Source organism: Pseudonocardia sp. TRM90224, assembly GCF_021245725.1.
Classification (GTDB): domain Bacteria; phylum Actinomycetota; class Actinomycetes; order Mycobacteriales; family Pseudonocardiaceae; genus Pseudonocardia.
On sequence record NZ_JAJGSX010000023.1, the window covers coordinates 40,034 to 55,960 of the forward strand.

Annotated in this window: 16 protein-coding genes; 9 read left to right on the forward strand and 7 right to left on the reverse strand. The window is 72.5% G+C overall.

What is annotated here, in order from left to right:
* Nucleotides 1-64 precede the first annotated feature (64 nt).
* Nucleotides 65-892, reverse strand: coding sequence for an SAM-dependent methyltransferase (locus LL648_RS27420; protein ID WP_232665626.1), 828 nt, complete (start codon nucleotides 890-892; stop codon nucleotides 65-67).
* 143 nt (nucleotides 893-1,035) lie between these two features.
* Nucleotides 1,036-1,230: a hypothetical protein gene (locus tag LL648_RS27425; RefSeq protein ID WP_232665627.1), complete on the reverse strand. Its 195-nt coding sequence runs from the start codon at nucleotides 1,228-1,230 to the stop codon at nucleotides 1,036-1,038.
* Between the two features lie 89 nt (nucleotides 1,231-1,319).
* On the opposite strand from LL648_RS27425, the gene LL648_RS27430 reads away from it, so the two are divergent.
* Together LL648_RS27430 and LL648_RS27435 are read left to right on the forward strand one after the other, a co-directional pair.
* Nucleotides 1,320-2,177: a CBS domain-containing protein gene (locus LL648_RS27430; protein WP_232665628.1), complete on the forward strand. Its 858-nt coding sequence runs from the start codon at nucleotides 1,320-1,322 to the stop codon at nucleotides 2,175-2,177.
* Nucleotides 2,178-2,234: 57 nt separating this feature from the next.
* Nucleotides 2,235-2,669 (forward strand): hypothetical protein, encoded by a 435-nt coding sequence (locus LL648_RS27435; protein ID WP_232665629.1) that lies wholly within the window; start codon nucleotides 2,235-2,237, stop codon nucleotides 2,667-2,669.
* 207 nt (nucleotides 2,670-2,876) lie between these two features.
* On the opposite strand, the gene LL648_RS27440 is transcribed toward LL648_RS27435, so the two are convergent.
* Nucleotides 2,877-3,833, reverse strand: a complete 957-nt coding sequence (locus LL648_RS27440) for a SigB/SigF/SigG family RNA polymerase sigma factor (protein ID WP_308190412.1) — start codon at nucleotides 3,831-3,833, stop codon at nucleotides 2,877-2,879.
* A 155-nt stretch (nucleotides 3,834-3,988) separates the two neighbouring features.
* A complete protein-coding gene (locus LL648_RS27445; protein ID WP_232665630.1) occupies nucleotides 3,989-5,287 on the reverse strand; it encodes an NAD(P)/FAD-dependent oxidoreductase in 1,299 nt (432 codons plus the stop codon).
* Nucleotides 5,288-5,394: 107 nt separating this feature from the next.
* On the opposite strand from LL648_RS27445, the gene LL648_RS27450 reads away from it, so the two are divergent.
* Genes LL648_RS27450 through LL648_RS27465 form a run of 4 tightly spaced genes read left to right on the forward strand, consistent with a single transcriptional unit; the run spans nucleotide 5,395 to nucleotide 8,541 of the window.
* Nucleotides 5,395-6,348, forward strand: a complete 954-nt coding sequence (locus tag LL648_RS27450; protein WP_232665631.1) for a TIGR03557 family F420-dependent LLM class oxidoreductase — start codon at nucleotides 5,395-5,397, stop codon at nucleotides 6,346-6,348.
* Entirely contained in the window at nucleotides 6,345-7,019 is a 675-nt protein-coding gene (locus tag LL648_RS27455; RefSeq protein WP_232665632.1) for an alpha/beta fold hydrolase, read from the forward strand. Before LL648_RS27450 ends, LL648_RS27455 begins: the two co-directional genes overlap by 4 nt.
* Nucleotides 7,016-8,344 carry a hypothetical protein gene (locus LL648_RS27460; protein ID WP_232665633.1) on the forward strand — a complete coding sequence of 443 codons (1,329 nt, stop codon included), beginning with the start codon at nucleotides 7,016-7,018 and terminating at the stop codon, nucleotides 8,342-8,344. The genes LL648_RS27455 and LL648_RS27460 overlap by 4 nt, the downstream gene beginning before the upstream one ends.
* Nucleotides 8,341-8,541 carry a hypothetical protein gene (locus LL648_RS27465; RefSeq protein WP_232665634.1) on the forward strand — a complete coding sequence of 67 codons (201 nt, stop codon included), beginning with the start codon at nucleotides 8,341-8,343 and terminating at the stop codon, nucleotides 8,539-8,541. The genes LL648_RS27460 and LL648_RS27465 overlap by 4 nt, the downstream gene beginning before the upstream one ends.
* A gap of 70 nt (nucleotides 8,542-8,611) precedes the next feature.
* Here LL648_RS27465 and LL648_RS27470 read toward each other — a convergent pair whose 3' ends face one another.
* Complete coding sequence (locus LL648_RS27470; RefSeq protein WP_232665635.1) at nucleotides 8,612-9,748, reverse strand: epoxide hydrolase family protein; 1,137 nt, start codon at nucleotides 9,746-9,748, stop codon at nucleotides 8,612-8,614.
* Between the two features lie 63 nt (nucleotides 9,749-9,811).
* Between LL648_RS27470 and LL648_RS27475 the strand changes: the two genes are divergently transcribed.
* Both LL648_RS27475 and LL648_RS27480 read left to right on the forward strand, forming a co-directional pair.
* Nucleotides 9,812-10,786: a helix-turn-helix transcriptional regulator gene (locus LL648_RS27475; protein ID WP_232665715.1), complete on the forward strand. Its 975-nt coding sequence runs from the start codon at nucleotides 9,812-9,814 to the stop codon at nucleotides 10,784-10,786.
* Complete coding sequence (locus LL648_RS27480) at nucleotides 10,783-11,166, forward strand: RidA family protein (protein ID WP_232665636.1); 384 nt, start codon at nucleotides 10,783-10,785, stop codon at nucleotides 11,164-11,166. The genes LL648_RS27475 and LL648_RS27480 overlap by 4 nt, the downstream gene beginning before the upstream one ends.
* A 6-nt stretch (nucleotides 11,167-11,172) precedes the next feature.
* Here LL648_RS27480 and LL648_RS27485 read toward each other — a convergent pair whose 3' ends face one another.
* Nucleotides 11,173-11,574, reverse strand: coding sequence for a GNAT family N-acetyltransferase (locus tag LL648_RS27485; RefSeq protein ID WP_232665637.1), 402 nt, complete (start codon nucleotides 11,572-11,574; stop codon nucleotides 11,173-11,175).
* 161 nt (nucleotides 11,575-11,735) lie between these two features.
* Between LL648_RS27485 and LL648_RS27490 the strand changes: the two genes are divergently transcribed.
* The gene (locus tag LL648_RS27490; RefSeq protein ID WP_232665638.1) at nucleotides 11,736-12,323 is read left to right on the forward strand and encodes a hypothetical protein; all 588 of its coding nucleotides are present in this window, start codon (nucleotides 11,736-11,738) and stop codon (nucleotides 12,321-12,323) included.
* Nucleotides 12,324-12,421: 98 nt separating this feature from the next.
* Here LL648_RS27490 and LL648_RS27495 read toward each other — a convergent pair whose 3' ends face one another.
* Nucleotides 12,422-15,865, reverse strand: coding sequence for an ATP-binding cassette domain-containing protein (locus LL648_RS27495; protein ID WP_232665639.1), 3,444 nt, complete (start codon nucleotides 15,863-15,865; stop codon nucleotides 12,422-12,424).
* Nucleotides 15,866-15,927: the final 62 nt, after the last annotated feature.

The window sequence follows — 15,927 nt, forward strand, 5'->3', positions numbered from 1 at the left end:
TCGACAACGACGTTCTGGCTGTTTGTGAGCGCTCACAACAGCCATTTCGTCGTTGTCGACGGTGTCAGCTGGGCTTGCGCCCGATCGCCCCGGCGTAGAGCGTGTGTGTCGGGCTCTCGGTCGGGGTCTTCTTGTCCGGACGCCAGTCGTTGGCGTACACCAGCCCCGGCTCGACGAGCTCCAGGCCGTCGTACAGCCGACGCATCTCCTCCCACGTGCGGAACCGGCCGGTGCCGAGCCCGCCCTCGAGGAACGCCCGCTCCAGCTCCTTCGCCCGCGGCTCGTCGTCGTCGAGGAAGTTGCTGATCAGCATGTAGCTGCCGGCCGGCAGCCGGTCCTTGATCGCCTCCGTGGTGGAGTAGGCGATGTCGTCGTCGAGGTGGTGGATGATGCTCGCGCAGATCACCGCGAGCGGCTCGTCGAAGTTGATGAACTCCTTGACCGTGGGGTGGTCGAAGATCGACGAGGCGTCGCGGATGTCGGCGACGATGACCGTCGTGGTCGTCTCGTTGGCGAGCAGCGAACGGCCGTGCGCGAGGACGATCGGGTCGATGTCGACGTAGACGACACGGACCGACGGATCGACCGCGTGCGCGAGCTCGTGGACGTTGCCGACCGTCGGCAGGCCCGATCCGATGTCGATGATCTGCCGGACGCCCGCCTCCTCCACGAGGTACCGGATGCCGCGGCGCAGGTGGTTGCGGTTGTCCTTGGCCAGCTGGCTCGTCTCGGGAACGGTGCGGAACATCGCGTCGGTGGCGCGCCGGTCGGCCTCGAAGTTCTCCTTGCCGCCGAGCACGTAGTCGTAGACGCGCGCGATCGACGGGATGCTCAGGTCGATCTCCGGCGGAAGGTCCGCTGCTACGGCCTCGTCTCGTTCCTGCGCGCTCACGAACGCTCCCCTCCGCGATCAACCCTCGGCGATCAACCACCAGCGATCAACCACCGCCTTCCGCCGCAGCGTAGCCGGATGACCGCATGCGGTGGCAACAGACCGGGCGGTTGAAGCCCAGGGCATCCCCACCCTGCCGTTGATCAGCGCCGTTGTTCCGCAGCCCGCTGCGCGAGCAGGTAGCGGAGGTCCCGTTCGGTCGCCACGTCGTACTCGGCGGGCGTGAGGTAGACGCTCGCGACACCGTCGCTGACGCGGACGATGTCGCCCCGCTCGCCATCGGGCGCCGGCTGACCGAGCGGACTCTGCAGCAACCGCTCGACGACGAGCCCGCTCAAGACGACTCCACAGTGAACAGCACACCACCATCATGCATCGGGAAGGTGACGGCACAATAAACGGCACCTGGCGGGCTACGGTGGTGGGGATGGCCCGACTCGTCAGAGACCTCATGACATCGCGCGTCGTCACGACGCGCCCCGAAGAACCCGTCTCCGCCGCAGTCGAGCGGATGACCCGATACGGATTCAGCGCACTGCCCGTCGTCACGAGCTCGTCGCGGCTCGTGGGCATGGTGAGCCTGCTCGACGTGCTGCGCTTCCGCGAGGAGCACAGCACCGAGGGCGCGGAAGGTGACGAGCACGTGCGGGTCAGGGAGATCATGACCACCGAGGTGCTGTGGATGCCGCCCACCGCGAACGCCCGCGTGGTCGCGCAGCGCCTGCGCAGCCACGGCGAGCTGCGGGTGCTCCCGGTCGCGCAGGGCGGCCGGCTGGTCGGCGTCGTCACCCGCGGCGACCTGCTGCGCCACCGCAACCGCGACTCGTCCCGAAAACCCGCCGTCATCCGATGGCTGACCGGTGAGAAGGCGGAGGACGACGCCGTGGTTGCGCTCGCGCGCACCCGCCGGACCACCACCCCGCCCTCCGGCACGCCGGTGCGGGACGTCATGACACCGCAGCCGATCACGGTGCGCTCCGCCGACCTGATCTCGGTGGCCGCCGAGCTGATGCTGCACCACCGGCACACCGCGCTGCCCGTTGTCGGCGACGGCAACCGGCTCGTCGGCATCCTCAGCGAGGCCGACATCCTCGCCGACCCGCTGGCCGGGCGGTCCGCGCACGCCACGGTCGGCTCGGTCATGACGCGGTCGCCGATCTCCATCGACGCCGGCGCCACCGTCCGCGACGCGCGTGCGGTGGTCGCCGACCGCGGCCTGAGGGTGCTACCGGTCGTCTCAGAAGGGGTGTTGGAGGGCGTCCTGAGCCGCAGCGACCTGGTCTGATGGCCGGCCGAGCGGGCCGGCGCGATTGATCCGGCGGCTCGGGGGGAATGTGCTGGCGTGAGCACACCATCCGTCGACGCCACCCATTCCCGCCCCGACGGCGTCAGCGATGAGCTGATCGCCGCCACCGGCAAACTCGCGGAGGCGCTGACCGCCGTCGAGCGGGCCCGCGGCGCCCTGTACGACTTGCACCGCCTCGTCGGCGACGCCGACGAAATGCTCGACGACGTCGTAGCCGGCCTGCGCGAATCCGGCCGGGACGACCTCGCCGACCGGGTGCGCGACGAGCTCATCGGCCGCAACGTCCTCGACGGCCGCTGGACGTTCCAGATCGTCGAGGAGTTCGACGACGGCTACTACACCGCGTTCCGGGAGCTGGAGAAGGACGTGCGGAGCGAGATCGTCGGCGGGCGGCGACACGTCTTCGAGGCCGAGCTGAAGGAACGCCGACGCACGGCCGGGAAACGCGGCCACGAGCCGACCCCCAGCTGAAGCGGGCGGGCGCTGGAGAGGGCAGGAAAGCCACTTTCCTGCCCTGTGAGGGCCTGAAAGTGGCTTTCCTGCCCTCCCCAGGACACCCCGGGTGTCGGCTACCGGGGCGGGAGGGTCGCGCCGCCGACGTCGACCGGCACGCGCACGACGACGGGAACGTCCTCCGGCTCGTCCCCATGGATCGCAGCCAGCGCGCGCAGCTGCTCCTCAGGGTCGGGAAGCGCTGAGGGGATGGTCGCCGCCTTGCCTGTTGTCCCCTTGCCTGTTGTCCCCTTGCCTGTTGTCCCCTTGCCTGTTGTCACCGTGTCGGTGGTCATGGTCTCTCCTTCGCCGGGCTGGCTCAGAGGACCCGTTCGGGCTCGTGCCCAAACCTTGGGCGTCGAAACCTTCGGTGAGGTTGCGGCGCAGCATGTCGAGCGTCTGGGCGAGCAACCGGGAAACGTGCATCTGGGACAGGCCCACCCGGTGTGCGATCTGGGTCTGGGTCATCTCGCCGAAGAACCGCAGCACGATGATCGTCCGTTCGCGTTCCGGCAGCCTGTCGAGCAGCGGCGCGAGGCTGTGCCGGAACTCGACGGTCTCCATCTCGCGGTCGGCCACCCCGACGATCTCGCCGAGCGCCGCGTCGACGCCCACGACGGACATGTCGAGCGAGCCCGCGCGGTAGGCGTTGGCCGCGTCGAGGGCTTCGAGCACCTCGTCGACGGTCAGGTCGAGGCGTGCGGCCAGCTCGCTCGGCCGCGGTGCCCTGCCCAGCTCGTGCGACAGCGTGTCGGTCGCCGCGTGCACCGACGACTGCAGGTCGCGCAGCCTGCGGGGCACCCGCATCATCCACGTGTGGTCGCGGAAGTAGCGGCGGGTCTCACCCGTGATCGTCGGGATCGCGAAGGCCAGGAAGTCGCTGCCGCGGCCGGGCTCGAACCGGTCGACGGCGCCGATGAGCCCGATCGTCCCGGCCTGTTCGAGGTCGTCGGTGGGCTGGCCGCGCCCGGCGAAGCGGCGGGCGATGTGCTGAACCACGGGCAGGTAGCCGGTCACCAGCTTGTCCCGGACCGCTCTGCGGTCGGGGTCGTCCGGCGACATCTCCGCCAGCTGCTCCAGCAGCGGCGCGAGGTGCGCGTAGTCGTCCCGGACCGACGGCTTGTCGGCGGCACGCGAACTCATCGGCGGTCCCCGCGATCGTTGAGCAGCTCGCAGAGCCGCGTCGTGGCGGCTGTCGGCTCAACCGGGAACGTTTTCCAGCTTGCCCCGGCCGCCGTGGGAAGGCAACTCAGGGCACTCCCGCGTGTCGATGTCCTTCGACACGCGGGAGGTGCCGGTCAGCGGCGGGGCAGCTCCGGCGCCGCGGTGTCGAGCGGCACCGCGCTCGAACGCACCAGCCCCAGCTGCACGGACTGCCGGCGCAGCACGGCGTCGGCGGCCCAGTCCAGCGCCACCCGCGCTCGGTTGCCGGGCATCGCGATCAGGTGGTATCCGCGGGTCACGGCCTTCGCGACCACCCCGGAGAGCGGCACGTGCAGCGGGTTGGCCGCGGCCTGCACACCGCCCAGATCGACGACGAACCCGAGGTCGTGGTGCTTGTACGCGCGCTTCTCGCCCTTCCCGAGCGACGCCGCGATGTTGTGGCCGGCGAGCCTGCCCTGCCGCTCGGCGTGCTGCGCGGTCATGCCCGTCACCTCGCCCGGGCGGGTCAGATCGGGAACGGCGGCGGCGTCACCGCAGGCGACGACCTCGGGGTGCTCGGGCACGAACAGGTACTCGTCGACGACGAGCCTGCCCTTCTCCGTCTTCAGCCCCAGCCCGTTGACGAACGGGTCGGGCCGCACCCCGACGCACCAGACGAGCGATCGGGTCGGGACGGTCTCGCCGCTGGTCAACCGCACCGCGCCGGGCACAGCCTCCTCGACGGACGTCTTCATCCGCACCTCGACTCCCCGCCTGCGCAACACACGGTCGGCCGTCCGCGAGAGCGGCGCGGCCAGCTCGGGCAGCACCCGGTCGGCGAGGTCGAGCAGCATCCAGCGCACGTCGCTCTGCTCCAGGGTGCGCTGCTTCGCGACGAGCGCCGAGGTCAGCAGCTGGCCTTGCGCGGCGACCTCCGTGCCGGTGTAGCCGGCCCCGACGACCACGAACGTGCAGCGCGCCGCCCGTTCCTCCGCGTCGTCGGTGGCGGCGGCGAGCTCGATCTGCCGGGTGATGTGGTCGCGCAGGTAGAGCGCCTCCGGGATGCCCCGGTAGCCGTGCGCGTTCTCGGCGACGCCAGGCACCGGCAACAGCTTGTTGACGCTGCCCACCGCAAGCACGAGCCGGTCGTAGTGCAGCACGCCTTCGTCGCCCTCGGGGCCTTCGTACGCGACCGTCCGGGCGTCGAGGTCGACGGCGCCGGCCTCGCCGAGCACCAGCCGGACCGACGGCAACGCCGCCGTCAGCGAGACCGTCACCCGGCGCGGGTCCAGCACCCCGCCCGTCACCTCTGGCAGCAGGGGCAGGTAGAGGAAGTAGTCGGTCGGGTTGAGCAGCGTGATGTCGACGCTCTCCCCCAACTCGTGGGCCATCGTCCGCGCGGCGTGGAAGCCGGCGAACCCCGCGCCGACCACGACGACCTTGGACCGGTCCATGCGTTCCTCCCGTTTCGAGCATCGGCGGCAACCCCGCCACGGGTACCCACGAGGATCACGGCCAACCTGCCACGTTCCGCCGTCCTGCCGCGCGGGTAGTCGCCCGTATGGCAAGCATCGGCTACTTCCTCTCCTGCGAGCAGTACGGCCCGAAAGAGCTCGTCGAGCAGGCGAAAGCGGCGGAACGCGCCGGTTTCGAGCGGCTCTGGATCTCCGACCACTTCCACCCGTGGAACGACGAGCAGGGGCAGAGCCCGTTCGTGTGGTCGGTGATCGGCGCGCTGTCCGAGGCGGTCGCGCTGCCCGTCACGACGGCCGTCACGTGCCCGACGATGCGGATCCACCCGGCGATCGTCGCGCAAGCGGCGGCCACCGCCGCGGTCCAGCTCGACGGGCGGTTCGTGCTGGGTGTCGGCAGCGGCGAGGCCCTCAACGAGCACGTGCTCGGGGATGCGTGGCCGTCCGTCGGCGAGCGCCTGGCCATGCTCGAAGAGGCCGTCGAGGTGATCCGGCTGCTGCACGGCGGCGAGAACGTCAGCCACCACGGCGACTTCTACGAGGTGCAGGACGCCCGGATCTACACGCTGCCCGAGCAGCCCGTACCGATCTACGTCTCCGGGTTCGGCCCGCAGGCCACCCGGCTTGCCGGGCGGATCGGCGACGGCTACTGCACGGTGACGCCCGACGCCGAGCTGGTCGGAACGTTCCGCGGGTCGGGGGGCGGCGACAAACCCGTCCAGGCCGGGATGAAGGTCAGCTGGGATCGCGACGCCGAGGCCGCGCTGGATCGCGCGCACCGCCTGTGGGGCAACGACATGCTGCCCGGCCAGCTCGCGCAGACCCTGCCCCGCCCGCAGGACTTCACCGACGCGATGACTCTCGTGCAACGCGACCGGATCGCCGAGGCCATCGTGTGCGGTGACGACCCGAAGGCGCACCTCGACCGGGTGCGGCAGTACCTCGACGCCGGCGTCGACGAGCTCTACGTCCAGCAGGTCGGCGCCGACCACGAGGGCTTCTTCCGTGGTTGGGCCGAGCAGGTCCTGCCCGAACTGCGATGACCCGAACTGCCACGAGGGTGATCGTCGTGCCGGGGGCGGCGGTCAGCCGCTACGCGCTCCCGGCGGTGGCGGCGTTGCGCGCCCGCGGGCTCGACGCCGAGCTGGCCGACGCGCCCGGCTCCCCCGGCGTGCCGACCGATCTCGCGCGGTACGGCGGCCAGCTGGCCGCCCGCCTCGCCGACCGCCCGGACGGGCCGGACGTCGACGTGCTCGTCGGCCTCTCGGTGGGCGCGCAGGTCGCGGCCGTCGCCGCGGCGCACTGCGAGCGGGTGCGCCGCGTGCTGCTGGTGAGCCCGACCGTCGACCCGGAAGCGCGCACCGGCCCGCGCCTGCTGGGGCGGTGGCTTCGCGGCGGCCGGCTCGAGCCGCCGAGGCTGGGTGCCAGGCAGCTGCCCGACTGGGCCCGCGCCGGGCCGCGGCGGGTGGCCGCGGTGGTGCGTTCGGCGATCGAGGTGCACATCGAGGACCACCTCGACCGGCTCGCCGGGCGGCTCACCGTCGTCCACGCCGAGCGCGACGTAATCACCTCGCACGCCTACGCGGCGAGGCTCGTCCAGTCCGACCCGGCCCGGCTGGTCGTCGTCCCGGGCGCCACCCATTCCTGGCCCTACCAGGACGAGGCGCGGTTCGCCGACCTCGTGGAGAGCATCGTGGAGAGGACCACCGCGTGAGCGACATGGCCCCGGGCGACGTCGTCGCCTCCTTCGACTCGGCGAGCGTGCTGCACGCCGGCCTCGCCGCGGCGCTCTCCGGCCGCTCGTTCCCGCACCTGGGCAACAGCGCCGCCGCCGCGGCCGCCGTGCGTGCCGCCGGGCGGCTGCCCTGGTCGGTGCTGCGCCACCTCTACACCCGGATCGGAGCATCGGAGGGGATCGCGCCGCACCGGCTCGGCGATGTCGACCTGGGCGCCGTGGCCGGCATGCTCGCCGATGCCTACCCGCGACGGCGGTATCCGGCGGTGCTCGTCGGCTCGACCAACGGCGCGCTCGCCCACCTCGCGGCCGCCATGCAGGTGCCGTGGCTGCCGGGCACCGTGCTCGTCCCCGTCGCGCGCAGGGGCGATCCGCACCGACCGGTGGACGCGCTGGCGTTCGGCCGGGCGTGGGCGCCACTGCTGCTCGACCGCAACACCGGCGTCGTGCTGCACCACATGCACGACCAGGTGCAGGACGAGCTGATGGTCGCGCGGATGACGTACTTCAGGATGAAGTGGCGGGAGCTGCCGGCCGCATACACACGGTTCCTGTCGGCGTCGCTCGCACCGGGCGCACCCGTGGTGCTGATCGAGGACACGTCCACGTGGCCGGTGGTGCGGGTGGGCGAGCGGCACGTGTTCCAACCGGGCGCGCAGGGCGGACTCGAACCCGAGCGGTACCTGGCGCGTCCGCACACCCCCACCGCCGACGACGAGGCCGCCGAGGCCGAGTGGGGCGCCGAGCCGGGCTTCGGAGCGGCGCTGGCGACGTGGTGCGCGGCGAACGGGCACCCGCTGCTGACAGTCCGGTTCCACGGGCCGCAGGCCCCCGCGCACGACGTCGCCTCGACCGTTCGGCGCTGGTACCGCGAGCGCGGCGAGGCGGCCGACCGGCTCGTTGTGCCGTCGTTCGTGCTGGGCGACCCGTGGCGGACGATCAGCACGGCGGGCGTCCCGTTCTGGACGTTCTTCTCGGTGCAGGCCGCTCTGCGGGCGCTCGACGATCACCTCGCGCGGAGCGAGCCGTACCGGCAGGTCGACATCCTGCAGTTCCAGCACGGCGTGCGCTCCGCCGGCATCGCGACGCCGGAGCAGTGGGCCGGCGTCGCCCGCCGCCACGGCGCGCAGCCGCGGCTCGTCGGGCTCGACCCGCGGCGGTTCCCGCACGACATCGCCACCATCGCGCGCTACGGCCCGGCGCTAGCCGAGCGGGAGCCTGCACGAAGGCCGTGGACCCCGATGGCGGTGACCTTCGCGATGGACGGGGTAGGTACGCCGCCGACGGGTATCCGATCCGCATGAACAGTTCGAAGATCGCTCGCACGGTGCTCGTGCTCACCGCTGCCGCCGGGTTGGTGCTCACCAGCGGCGCCGGCTGCGACACCGACCGCGACCCCGTCGACGGGCGCAGCAACATCGAGCAGCCCGGGCCGGACCGCGAACCGGACTTCGACGACGGCGAGGGCGGCGCCGGTGACGAGGTGGGCGGCGGCAGCTGACACGACAACGACGTCATGGCTGCTGGGAGGGGGCTCCCGGCAGCCATGACGTCGTTCTCGGCGGAATGCGTCAGCCGCGGCGTGCCCCGTAGAAGGCGCGGATCTCCTCCACCAGCTCCTGCGGGACCTCCATCGACGCGAAGTGGCCACCGCGGGGCCGCTCGGTCCAGTAGACGATGTTCGTGTTGTCGCGCTCGGCGAACGGCCGCATCGACAGGAAGTCGTGCGCGAAGACGGTGACCCCGATCGGTCCCTCGTTGACGACGATCGGCGAGTTCCGCTCGGCGTGGTGGTAGCGGACCGCCGTGGCCGAGGTGTTGGTCAGCCAGTAGAGCGAGACCTGTATGAGCACCTGGTCCTTGTCGACGAGGCTGGTGCCGTTGCCGAAGTTCTCGAACAGCTCGTTGTAGGCGAGCTGCCCGACCGGCGAGTCGGAGAGCGCCGCGGCGATCGTCTGCGGGCGGGAGGCGTTCATCTGCGCGTAGCCGTTGACGGTCTGGAACCAGCCGGCGAACTCCAGCGCCGCGTAGTCCGCCGGGGTCATCCGCTCGAACTCGGCCGGGTCGCCCGAGGGGAACGAGAACAGCTGCAGCACGTGCGCCCCGAGGAACCCGGGCGGGTTCAGGATCGCCAGCTCGCGCGAGACCATCGCGCCGCCGTCGCTGCCGTGCGCGCCGTACGACTCGTAGCCGAGCCCGCGCATCAGCGCGTCCCACGTGCGCGCGATCCGGGCCATGGTCCACTCGCCCTCGGCGAGCGGGGTGCTGAAGCCGAAGCCAGGCATCGACGGGACCACGACGTGGAACGCGTCGGCCGCGGTGCCGCCGTGCGCCTCGGGGTCGGTCAGCGGGCCGATCACGTCGAGGAAGTCGGCGAACGACCCGGGGTAGGTGTGGGTGAGCACGATCGGGGTCGCGTCCTCGACGGCGGAGCGGATGTGCAGGAAGTGCACGGTCTGGCCGTCGATCTCGGTGAGGAACTGCGGGAACTGGTTCATCTGCTTCTCGTGCGCGCGCCAGTCGAACCCGCTGCGCCAGTGGTCGACCATCTCGCGGAGGTATCCGACCGGGGTGCCGTGGCTCCAGTCGTCGCCGGGGGCTGCGACGGGGAAGCGGGTGTTGTCGAGCCTGCGCTGCAGGTCGTCGAGCTCGGCCTGCGGGATCGCGATCTCGAAGGGCTGGACGGAGAGCTTCTGGCTGCTGGTCATGGAAGTACTGTAGAAAGAGTACCGGCACGGTTCGTTCCGGTACTTTCGCACGCTGGAGACATGTTGCTGGAAACTTCTGCGCGACTCCTCGCGCTGCTCGCGCTGCTGCAGACACCGGGGATCCGCTCCGGCGCCGACCTCGCCGGCCGGCTCGACGTCGGCGAACGGACCGTGCGCAAGGACGTCGAGCGGCTGCGCGAGCTCGGCTACCCGATCGACACCGTCCGCGGCCCCGCAGGCGGCTACCGACTCGGCGACCACGGCAAGCTCCCGCCGCTGCTGCTCGACGACGACGAGGCCGTCGCCATCGCCGTCGGCCTGCAGGCCGCGGCGACGACCGCGGTACGCGGCGTCGAGGACGCCAGGGTGCACGCGCTCGCCAAGCTGGAGCACGTGCTGCCTGCGCGGCTTCGGCGGCGGGTGCGTGCGCTGCACGAGAGCACGTCGACCGGCCCGGCCAACACCGGCACGAACGTCGAGGACCCACCCGTCGACGCCGACCTGCTCGCCGACCTCGCCCTCGCCGTCCGCGACCACATCGGCATCCGCTTCTCCTACCGCGACGCGGACCCGATCGAGGTCGAGCCCTACCGGCTGGTGAGCTGGCAGCAACGCTGGTACCTCGTCGGGCGCGAGCGCCGGACGCGCGAGTGGCGCACCTTCCGGGCCGACTGGATGCGGCTGCGCATCCCCGGCGGCGCGCCGTTCCGGCCCGAGCCGTTGGAGGGCGGCGACTACACGGCGTTCGTCCTGCGGGACGTGGCGTTCACCGGTTGGGCAGTGCACGCCCGGATCGCGGTCGACGCGCCGGCCGCCGACGTGCTCGCCCGGATCAACCCGACCGTCGGGGTCGTCGAGACCGTCGACGAGAACCGCTGCGTGCTCGTCACCGGCGGCGACAGCCTGGAGATCGTCGCCGTCTGGATCGGGATGCTCGGGCTCGACTTCCACGTCGCCGAGCCACCGGAGCTGGTCGAGCACGTCCGCGCGCTCGCCGAGCGATATGCGCGTGCGCTGCCGGATACGGTCACTGTGTGACGGACAGGCGCGCCATCCTCAGCGGCTCGACGTTCGAGGAGCAGATCGGGTACGCGAGGGCGGTGGTCGACGGCGACCACGTGCACGTCTCGGGTACGACGGGGTTCGACTACACGACGATGACGATCTCCGACGACGTCGTCGAGCAGGCGGAGCAGTGCTTGCGCAACATCGGCGAGGCGCTGGCGGAGGCGGGCTGCACGTTCGCCGACGTCGTGCGCGTGCGCTACCTGCTCCCCGAGCGCACCGACTTCGAGCCATGCTGGCCGGTGCTGCGCGCCTGCTTCGGCGACGTCCGCCCGGCCGCCACCATGCTCGTCTGCGGGCTGGCCGACCCGCGCATGAAGATCGAGATCGAGGTCGACGCGCGGCGGCGCTGACCGCGGCTACCCCGGGTTCAGCGCGATGAGGCCGGCGGCGGTGGGGCGGAACCCGCACCGGTCGAGGTAGAAGTGCCGCAGGTGCTCCTCGAAGTCGACGTGGAGCCAGTCGCACCCGGCCTCGCGGGCCTGCTCGGCCGCAACCTCGACGAGCCGCGACCCGACGCCCATGCTGCGGACGCCCGCCGCCGTCACGGTGTCGAGGACGAACGCGTGCCCCGCCCCGTCCCACGCGACGTTCACGAACCCGACGAGCTCGGCGCCCTCCCGGGCGCACACCCACCCGAGGCTGTGCCGGTGCACCCGACCCCACCAGTCGTCGTCGGCCGGCTCGTGCGCGAAGCCTTCGGCGTGCAACCCGTTCAACTCCGGGTTCGTGAACGACCCACGCCAGGCAAACGTGATCATCGGCCCACGGTACGAAGGCTCCCGAGGGCAGGAAAGCCACTTTCCTGCCCGCACAGGGCCTGAAAGTGGCTTTCCTGCCCTCACCGCGACCGGATCCAGCCGGCGATCCTCGCGCACGGGTCGCGCCGGTAGGGTCCGCGCGGGACCGGCGAGGGGGGACGATGGCCGAGCAGACAGACGTGACGAATCGTGGCGGCGGGATCGTGGTCGCGCTGCCGGTCGCGCTGCCGCCCCTGGTGCTCGCGCTCGTCGGAACGACCCACCCGATGGTGCTCGACACGACCACCGCGCACCACTGGTGGACGATGCACGTCTGGCTGCTGCCCGTCTTCCCGCTGCTCGCGGTCGGGCTGCTCGTGATGCTGCGCGGCGAGCGCGAGCCACTCGCCTGGGCGGCCCGCGTCGCGGCATTCCTCTACGCGGTCTACTACACGGGCCTCGACACGCTCAGCGGCATCGCGGCGGGCATCGCCTTCGACGCGGCGGGCTCCCGCGACGCCACGGTCGACCGGCTGTTCGCCATCGGCAACAACCTCGGCGGGATCGGCCGCTGGACGTGGGTCGCCGCCGTCGTGCTCACCTTCGCCGTGCTGGTCCGCCGGCACGGTCTGCGGATGCTGGCCGGTGCCGTTGTCACCGTCGTGGGGGCGCTCGCGTTCGCGTTCGACCACATCTACTGGCCGTGGGGCGTGGCCGGCGTGGCGCTCACCGCCGTCGGGTTCGCGGCCACGGAGCTCGCGCGACGGTAGGAGGCGGCACGGATTCGCGGCGGGGGTGCCAGGAAAGTGGCTTTCCTGGCACCACAGGACAGGAAAGCCACTTTCCTGGCAACGTCCGCGCCCGGCCGTCAGCCGGCGAGGTGCCCCCACCGCTCCGCGAGGTGCGACCACGGGCCCGTCTCGGCTACCCGGCCGCCCTCGAGGACGACGACGGTGTCGGCGCGCGCCAGCGCCGACTGCTTGGAGCTGCACCCGACGACGGTGACACCGCGGTCGCGCAGCGCCTCCCACAGCTCGATCTCGGTGCGGGCGTCGAGGGCCGAGGAGACGTCGTCGGCGATCAGCAGCTCCGCCTCCGTCGCCAGCGCCCTGGCCAGCGCGAGGCGCTGCACCTGCCCACCGGAGAGCCGGACGCCGCGGTGACCGACCAGCGCGCCGTGCCCGCCGGCGTCGCGGACGTCGGTCGCCATCCGGGCGTCCTGCAGCGCCTCGTCGAGGCTGCGCTCGTGGTCGAGCGCGACGTTGTCGCTGAAGGTGCCGGAGAGCACCCGCGGCACCTGCGCCACGTACGCCACCTGGCCCGGGCGCAGGAACAGCTGCGGGTCGTCGATCTCCTCCTCGTTCCAGAGGATGCTGCCCTCGTGGTCGACGAGCCCGGCGAGGCTCGCGAGCAGGCTCGACTTGCCGGCCCCGACCCGCCCGGTCAGCAGCACCAGCGAGCCGGCGTCGACGTCGAGGTCGACGCCTTCCGCGCCGACGGTGCCGTCGTCGTGCACCGCCGACACGCCTTCCAGCCGCAGCCGCTTCAGCGGGATCCGGCCGACGGCCGGCGGCGCGGGTGCGGCGCCGGTGCGCAGGTCGACGCCCTCCGGGAGGGTCAGCAGGTCGGTGCCGCCGGCGAGATCCGACATCGCCTGCAGCCACCGCCGCGCGACCGGGGCCTCCGTCACGGCGGCGCCGAAGACCATGCCGAACCAGCCGGCGCCGTTCAGCGTCGTCGTCACCAGCAGCGCCGTGGCGAGGTCCCACGTCCCGACGAGGTGCAGTGCCCAGGTGAGGACCACACCCAGCTGGATGAGCAGCCCCGGCACTCCGTCGAGCAGCACGCGCACCCGCTGCTCGCGGATCGAGGCGGCAACCCGGACGGCGTCGACCTTCCCGAGGTGCGCCTGCGCGGCGTCCGTGGCCGCGGCGAGCTTGACGGTGCGCGCCGACTCCAGCACCGACACCAGCGACCCGCCGTAGGCGGCCCGCGCGTCGCCGGCCTCGCGCGCGGACGACCCGGCGATCGGGGCACCCATCGCGCATACCGCGGCGCAGAGCAGGAGCATCCCGCCGATCACGGCGCCGGCCAGCAGGCTCTGCCCTGCGAGGGCGGCGACCAGCACCACGACCACACCGTTGACGACGTCGACCCAGCGGTCGGCATACATCATCAACCGGTCGGAGTCGAGCGACCGCCCCACGACCTCGCCCGGCGGTGTGCGCGCCAGCCTGCGCTGCATCGTCTGCCCGCGCAGCACGGACAGGCGCATCCGCAGCGTCACCTCCGACCACCACTGCGGGTAGATGCGGATGGCAAAGGCCAGCACGATCGGCGCGAGCAGCAGGCTCGCGCCCAGCGCCGCGGTCGCGGCCCACGGCACGCCCCCGGCCTGCAGGCCGGCCACGACAGCACCCCACAGCCAGCCGGTGACGGCGCCGTACGCGCCCAGCAGCGACGCGGCGAGGAAACCGAGTGCGCCGGCCAGGCCCCACCGCGGGCGGATGAAGCACACCCTCGCCACCGTCCGGGCGAGCGCGACCGTCTGCGGCACCAGCCGCTGCCGCCGCTCGCGCCGCACCCCCCGGCTGACCAGCGAGCCTGTCTCCCGCCGCGGCGGGGCCTCGCCGGCCGCGGCGAGCAGCTCGCGGAACGGGCCCTCCTCGACCGCGAGCCGGGCCCGGTCGCCTTGCTGAAGGACGCGGCCGTGGTCGAGCACGACGACGGTGTCGCACCGGCGCGTGGTGGAGAGCCGGTGGGCGATGACGATCCCGGTGCGGCCCGCGAGCAGCCGCTCGGCGGCGAGCGTCACCCGGCGTTCGGTCTGCGGGTCCATCCGCGCCGTCGCCTCGTCGAGCACGACGACCGCTACGTCGCGCACCAGCAGCCGCGCGAACGCGACGAGCTGCTCCTCGCCGGCCGAGAGGGTCGTGCCTTCCACGCCGAGCCGGGTGTCGAGACCGTCGGGGAGCGACGCCACCCAGTCGCTCAGCCCGAGCGCCTCGACGGCCCGTTCCACCGCGCCCGCGGGGACGTCGGCGAACAGCGTGATGTTCTCGGCGAGCGTCGCCGCCAGCATCTCCGTGCGCTGGGTGACGACGCCGACCGCGCGGCGCAGGTCGTCCATGTCGGTGCTGGTGACGTCCTGACCGCCGACGAACACCGTGCCCGGCGGCGGCTCGACCGCCCGCGACACGAGCTTCGCGAGCGTCGACTTCCCGCCTCCGGTGCGCCCCACCAGCGCGCACGTCGTGCCGGCCGGGACGGTCACCGCGATCGACTGCAGGGTGAACCCGCCGGGGTAACCGAACGTCACGTCGCGGAACTCCACCGCGGCCGGACCGGCGGGCACGGCGGCCCCGCCCTCCGGCTCCTGCTCGGCGTCGAGCATCGAACGGATGCGGGTCATCGCCCCGATACCGGCCTGCACCTCAGGCAGGCGGTTGGTCACGTTGCTGAGCTGCCCGGCGAACGTGGTCACCAGCAGCCAGAGCGTCACCAGCTCCGCCACCCCCAACGCGCCGGCCCCCACGATCGCGACGCCGCCGACGGCGAGCGCGGCGAGCATCCCGTTCATCACCAGCCCGGTGCGCCTGCCGACCTTGGTGGACGCGGTGCAGGTGGCCCGCACCCTGCGCAGCACCTCGGCGGCGCGCACCGCGAACTGGCGCACGACGTGCGGCTGGCCCAGCGAGGAGCGCACGTCGTCGCGCCCGGCGATGACCTCCTCGAGCTGCGCCGAGTGGTCCGACCACGCCGCTTCCTCGTCGTGCTTCAACGAGGCGACGACCGGGGTGAGCCGCCGCACGACCGCCCACGCGACGAACGCGACCAGCGGGAACGCGAACCACGCCGGCCACCAGGTCAGGCCGCCGGCCACCCAGGCCAGCACGGAGCGCACGACGCCCCGGCCCAGCTCCCAACCGGTGCGCCGCAGCAGGTGACCGACCTGCCGGGTGTCGTCGTCGACGCGGTCGAGCACCTCACCGACGGCCTGGTCGTCGAGCACCCGCAGCGGCTGGTGCAGCGCGGCGTCGAGCAGGTCGGAGCGCAGCCGCCCCTCCGCCTTGCCCACGATCGCGGAGAACCAGACGCGGCCCGCCGACTCCAGAACGCTCGAACCCAGCAGCAGCACCGCGAGCACGCCGATCAGCGCGGCGGTCGGCACCGCGGCCACCTGCCCTGCGACGACGGCTCCCACGGTCTCCGCGGCGGCGGAGACGACGAGGGCGACGAGCGCCAACGTCGAACCCGGCCCGGCCAACCGCCGGGCCGTCAACGACTGCTTGTGCACACGTCCCCCATTCATGCGGAGGACGACGCTACCCGGGCGGCCGGGCGCGGCGCTGCCGGTTTTCCCGCACCCTGGGT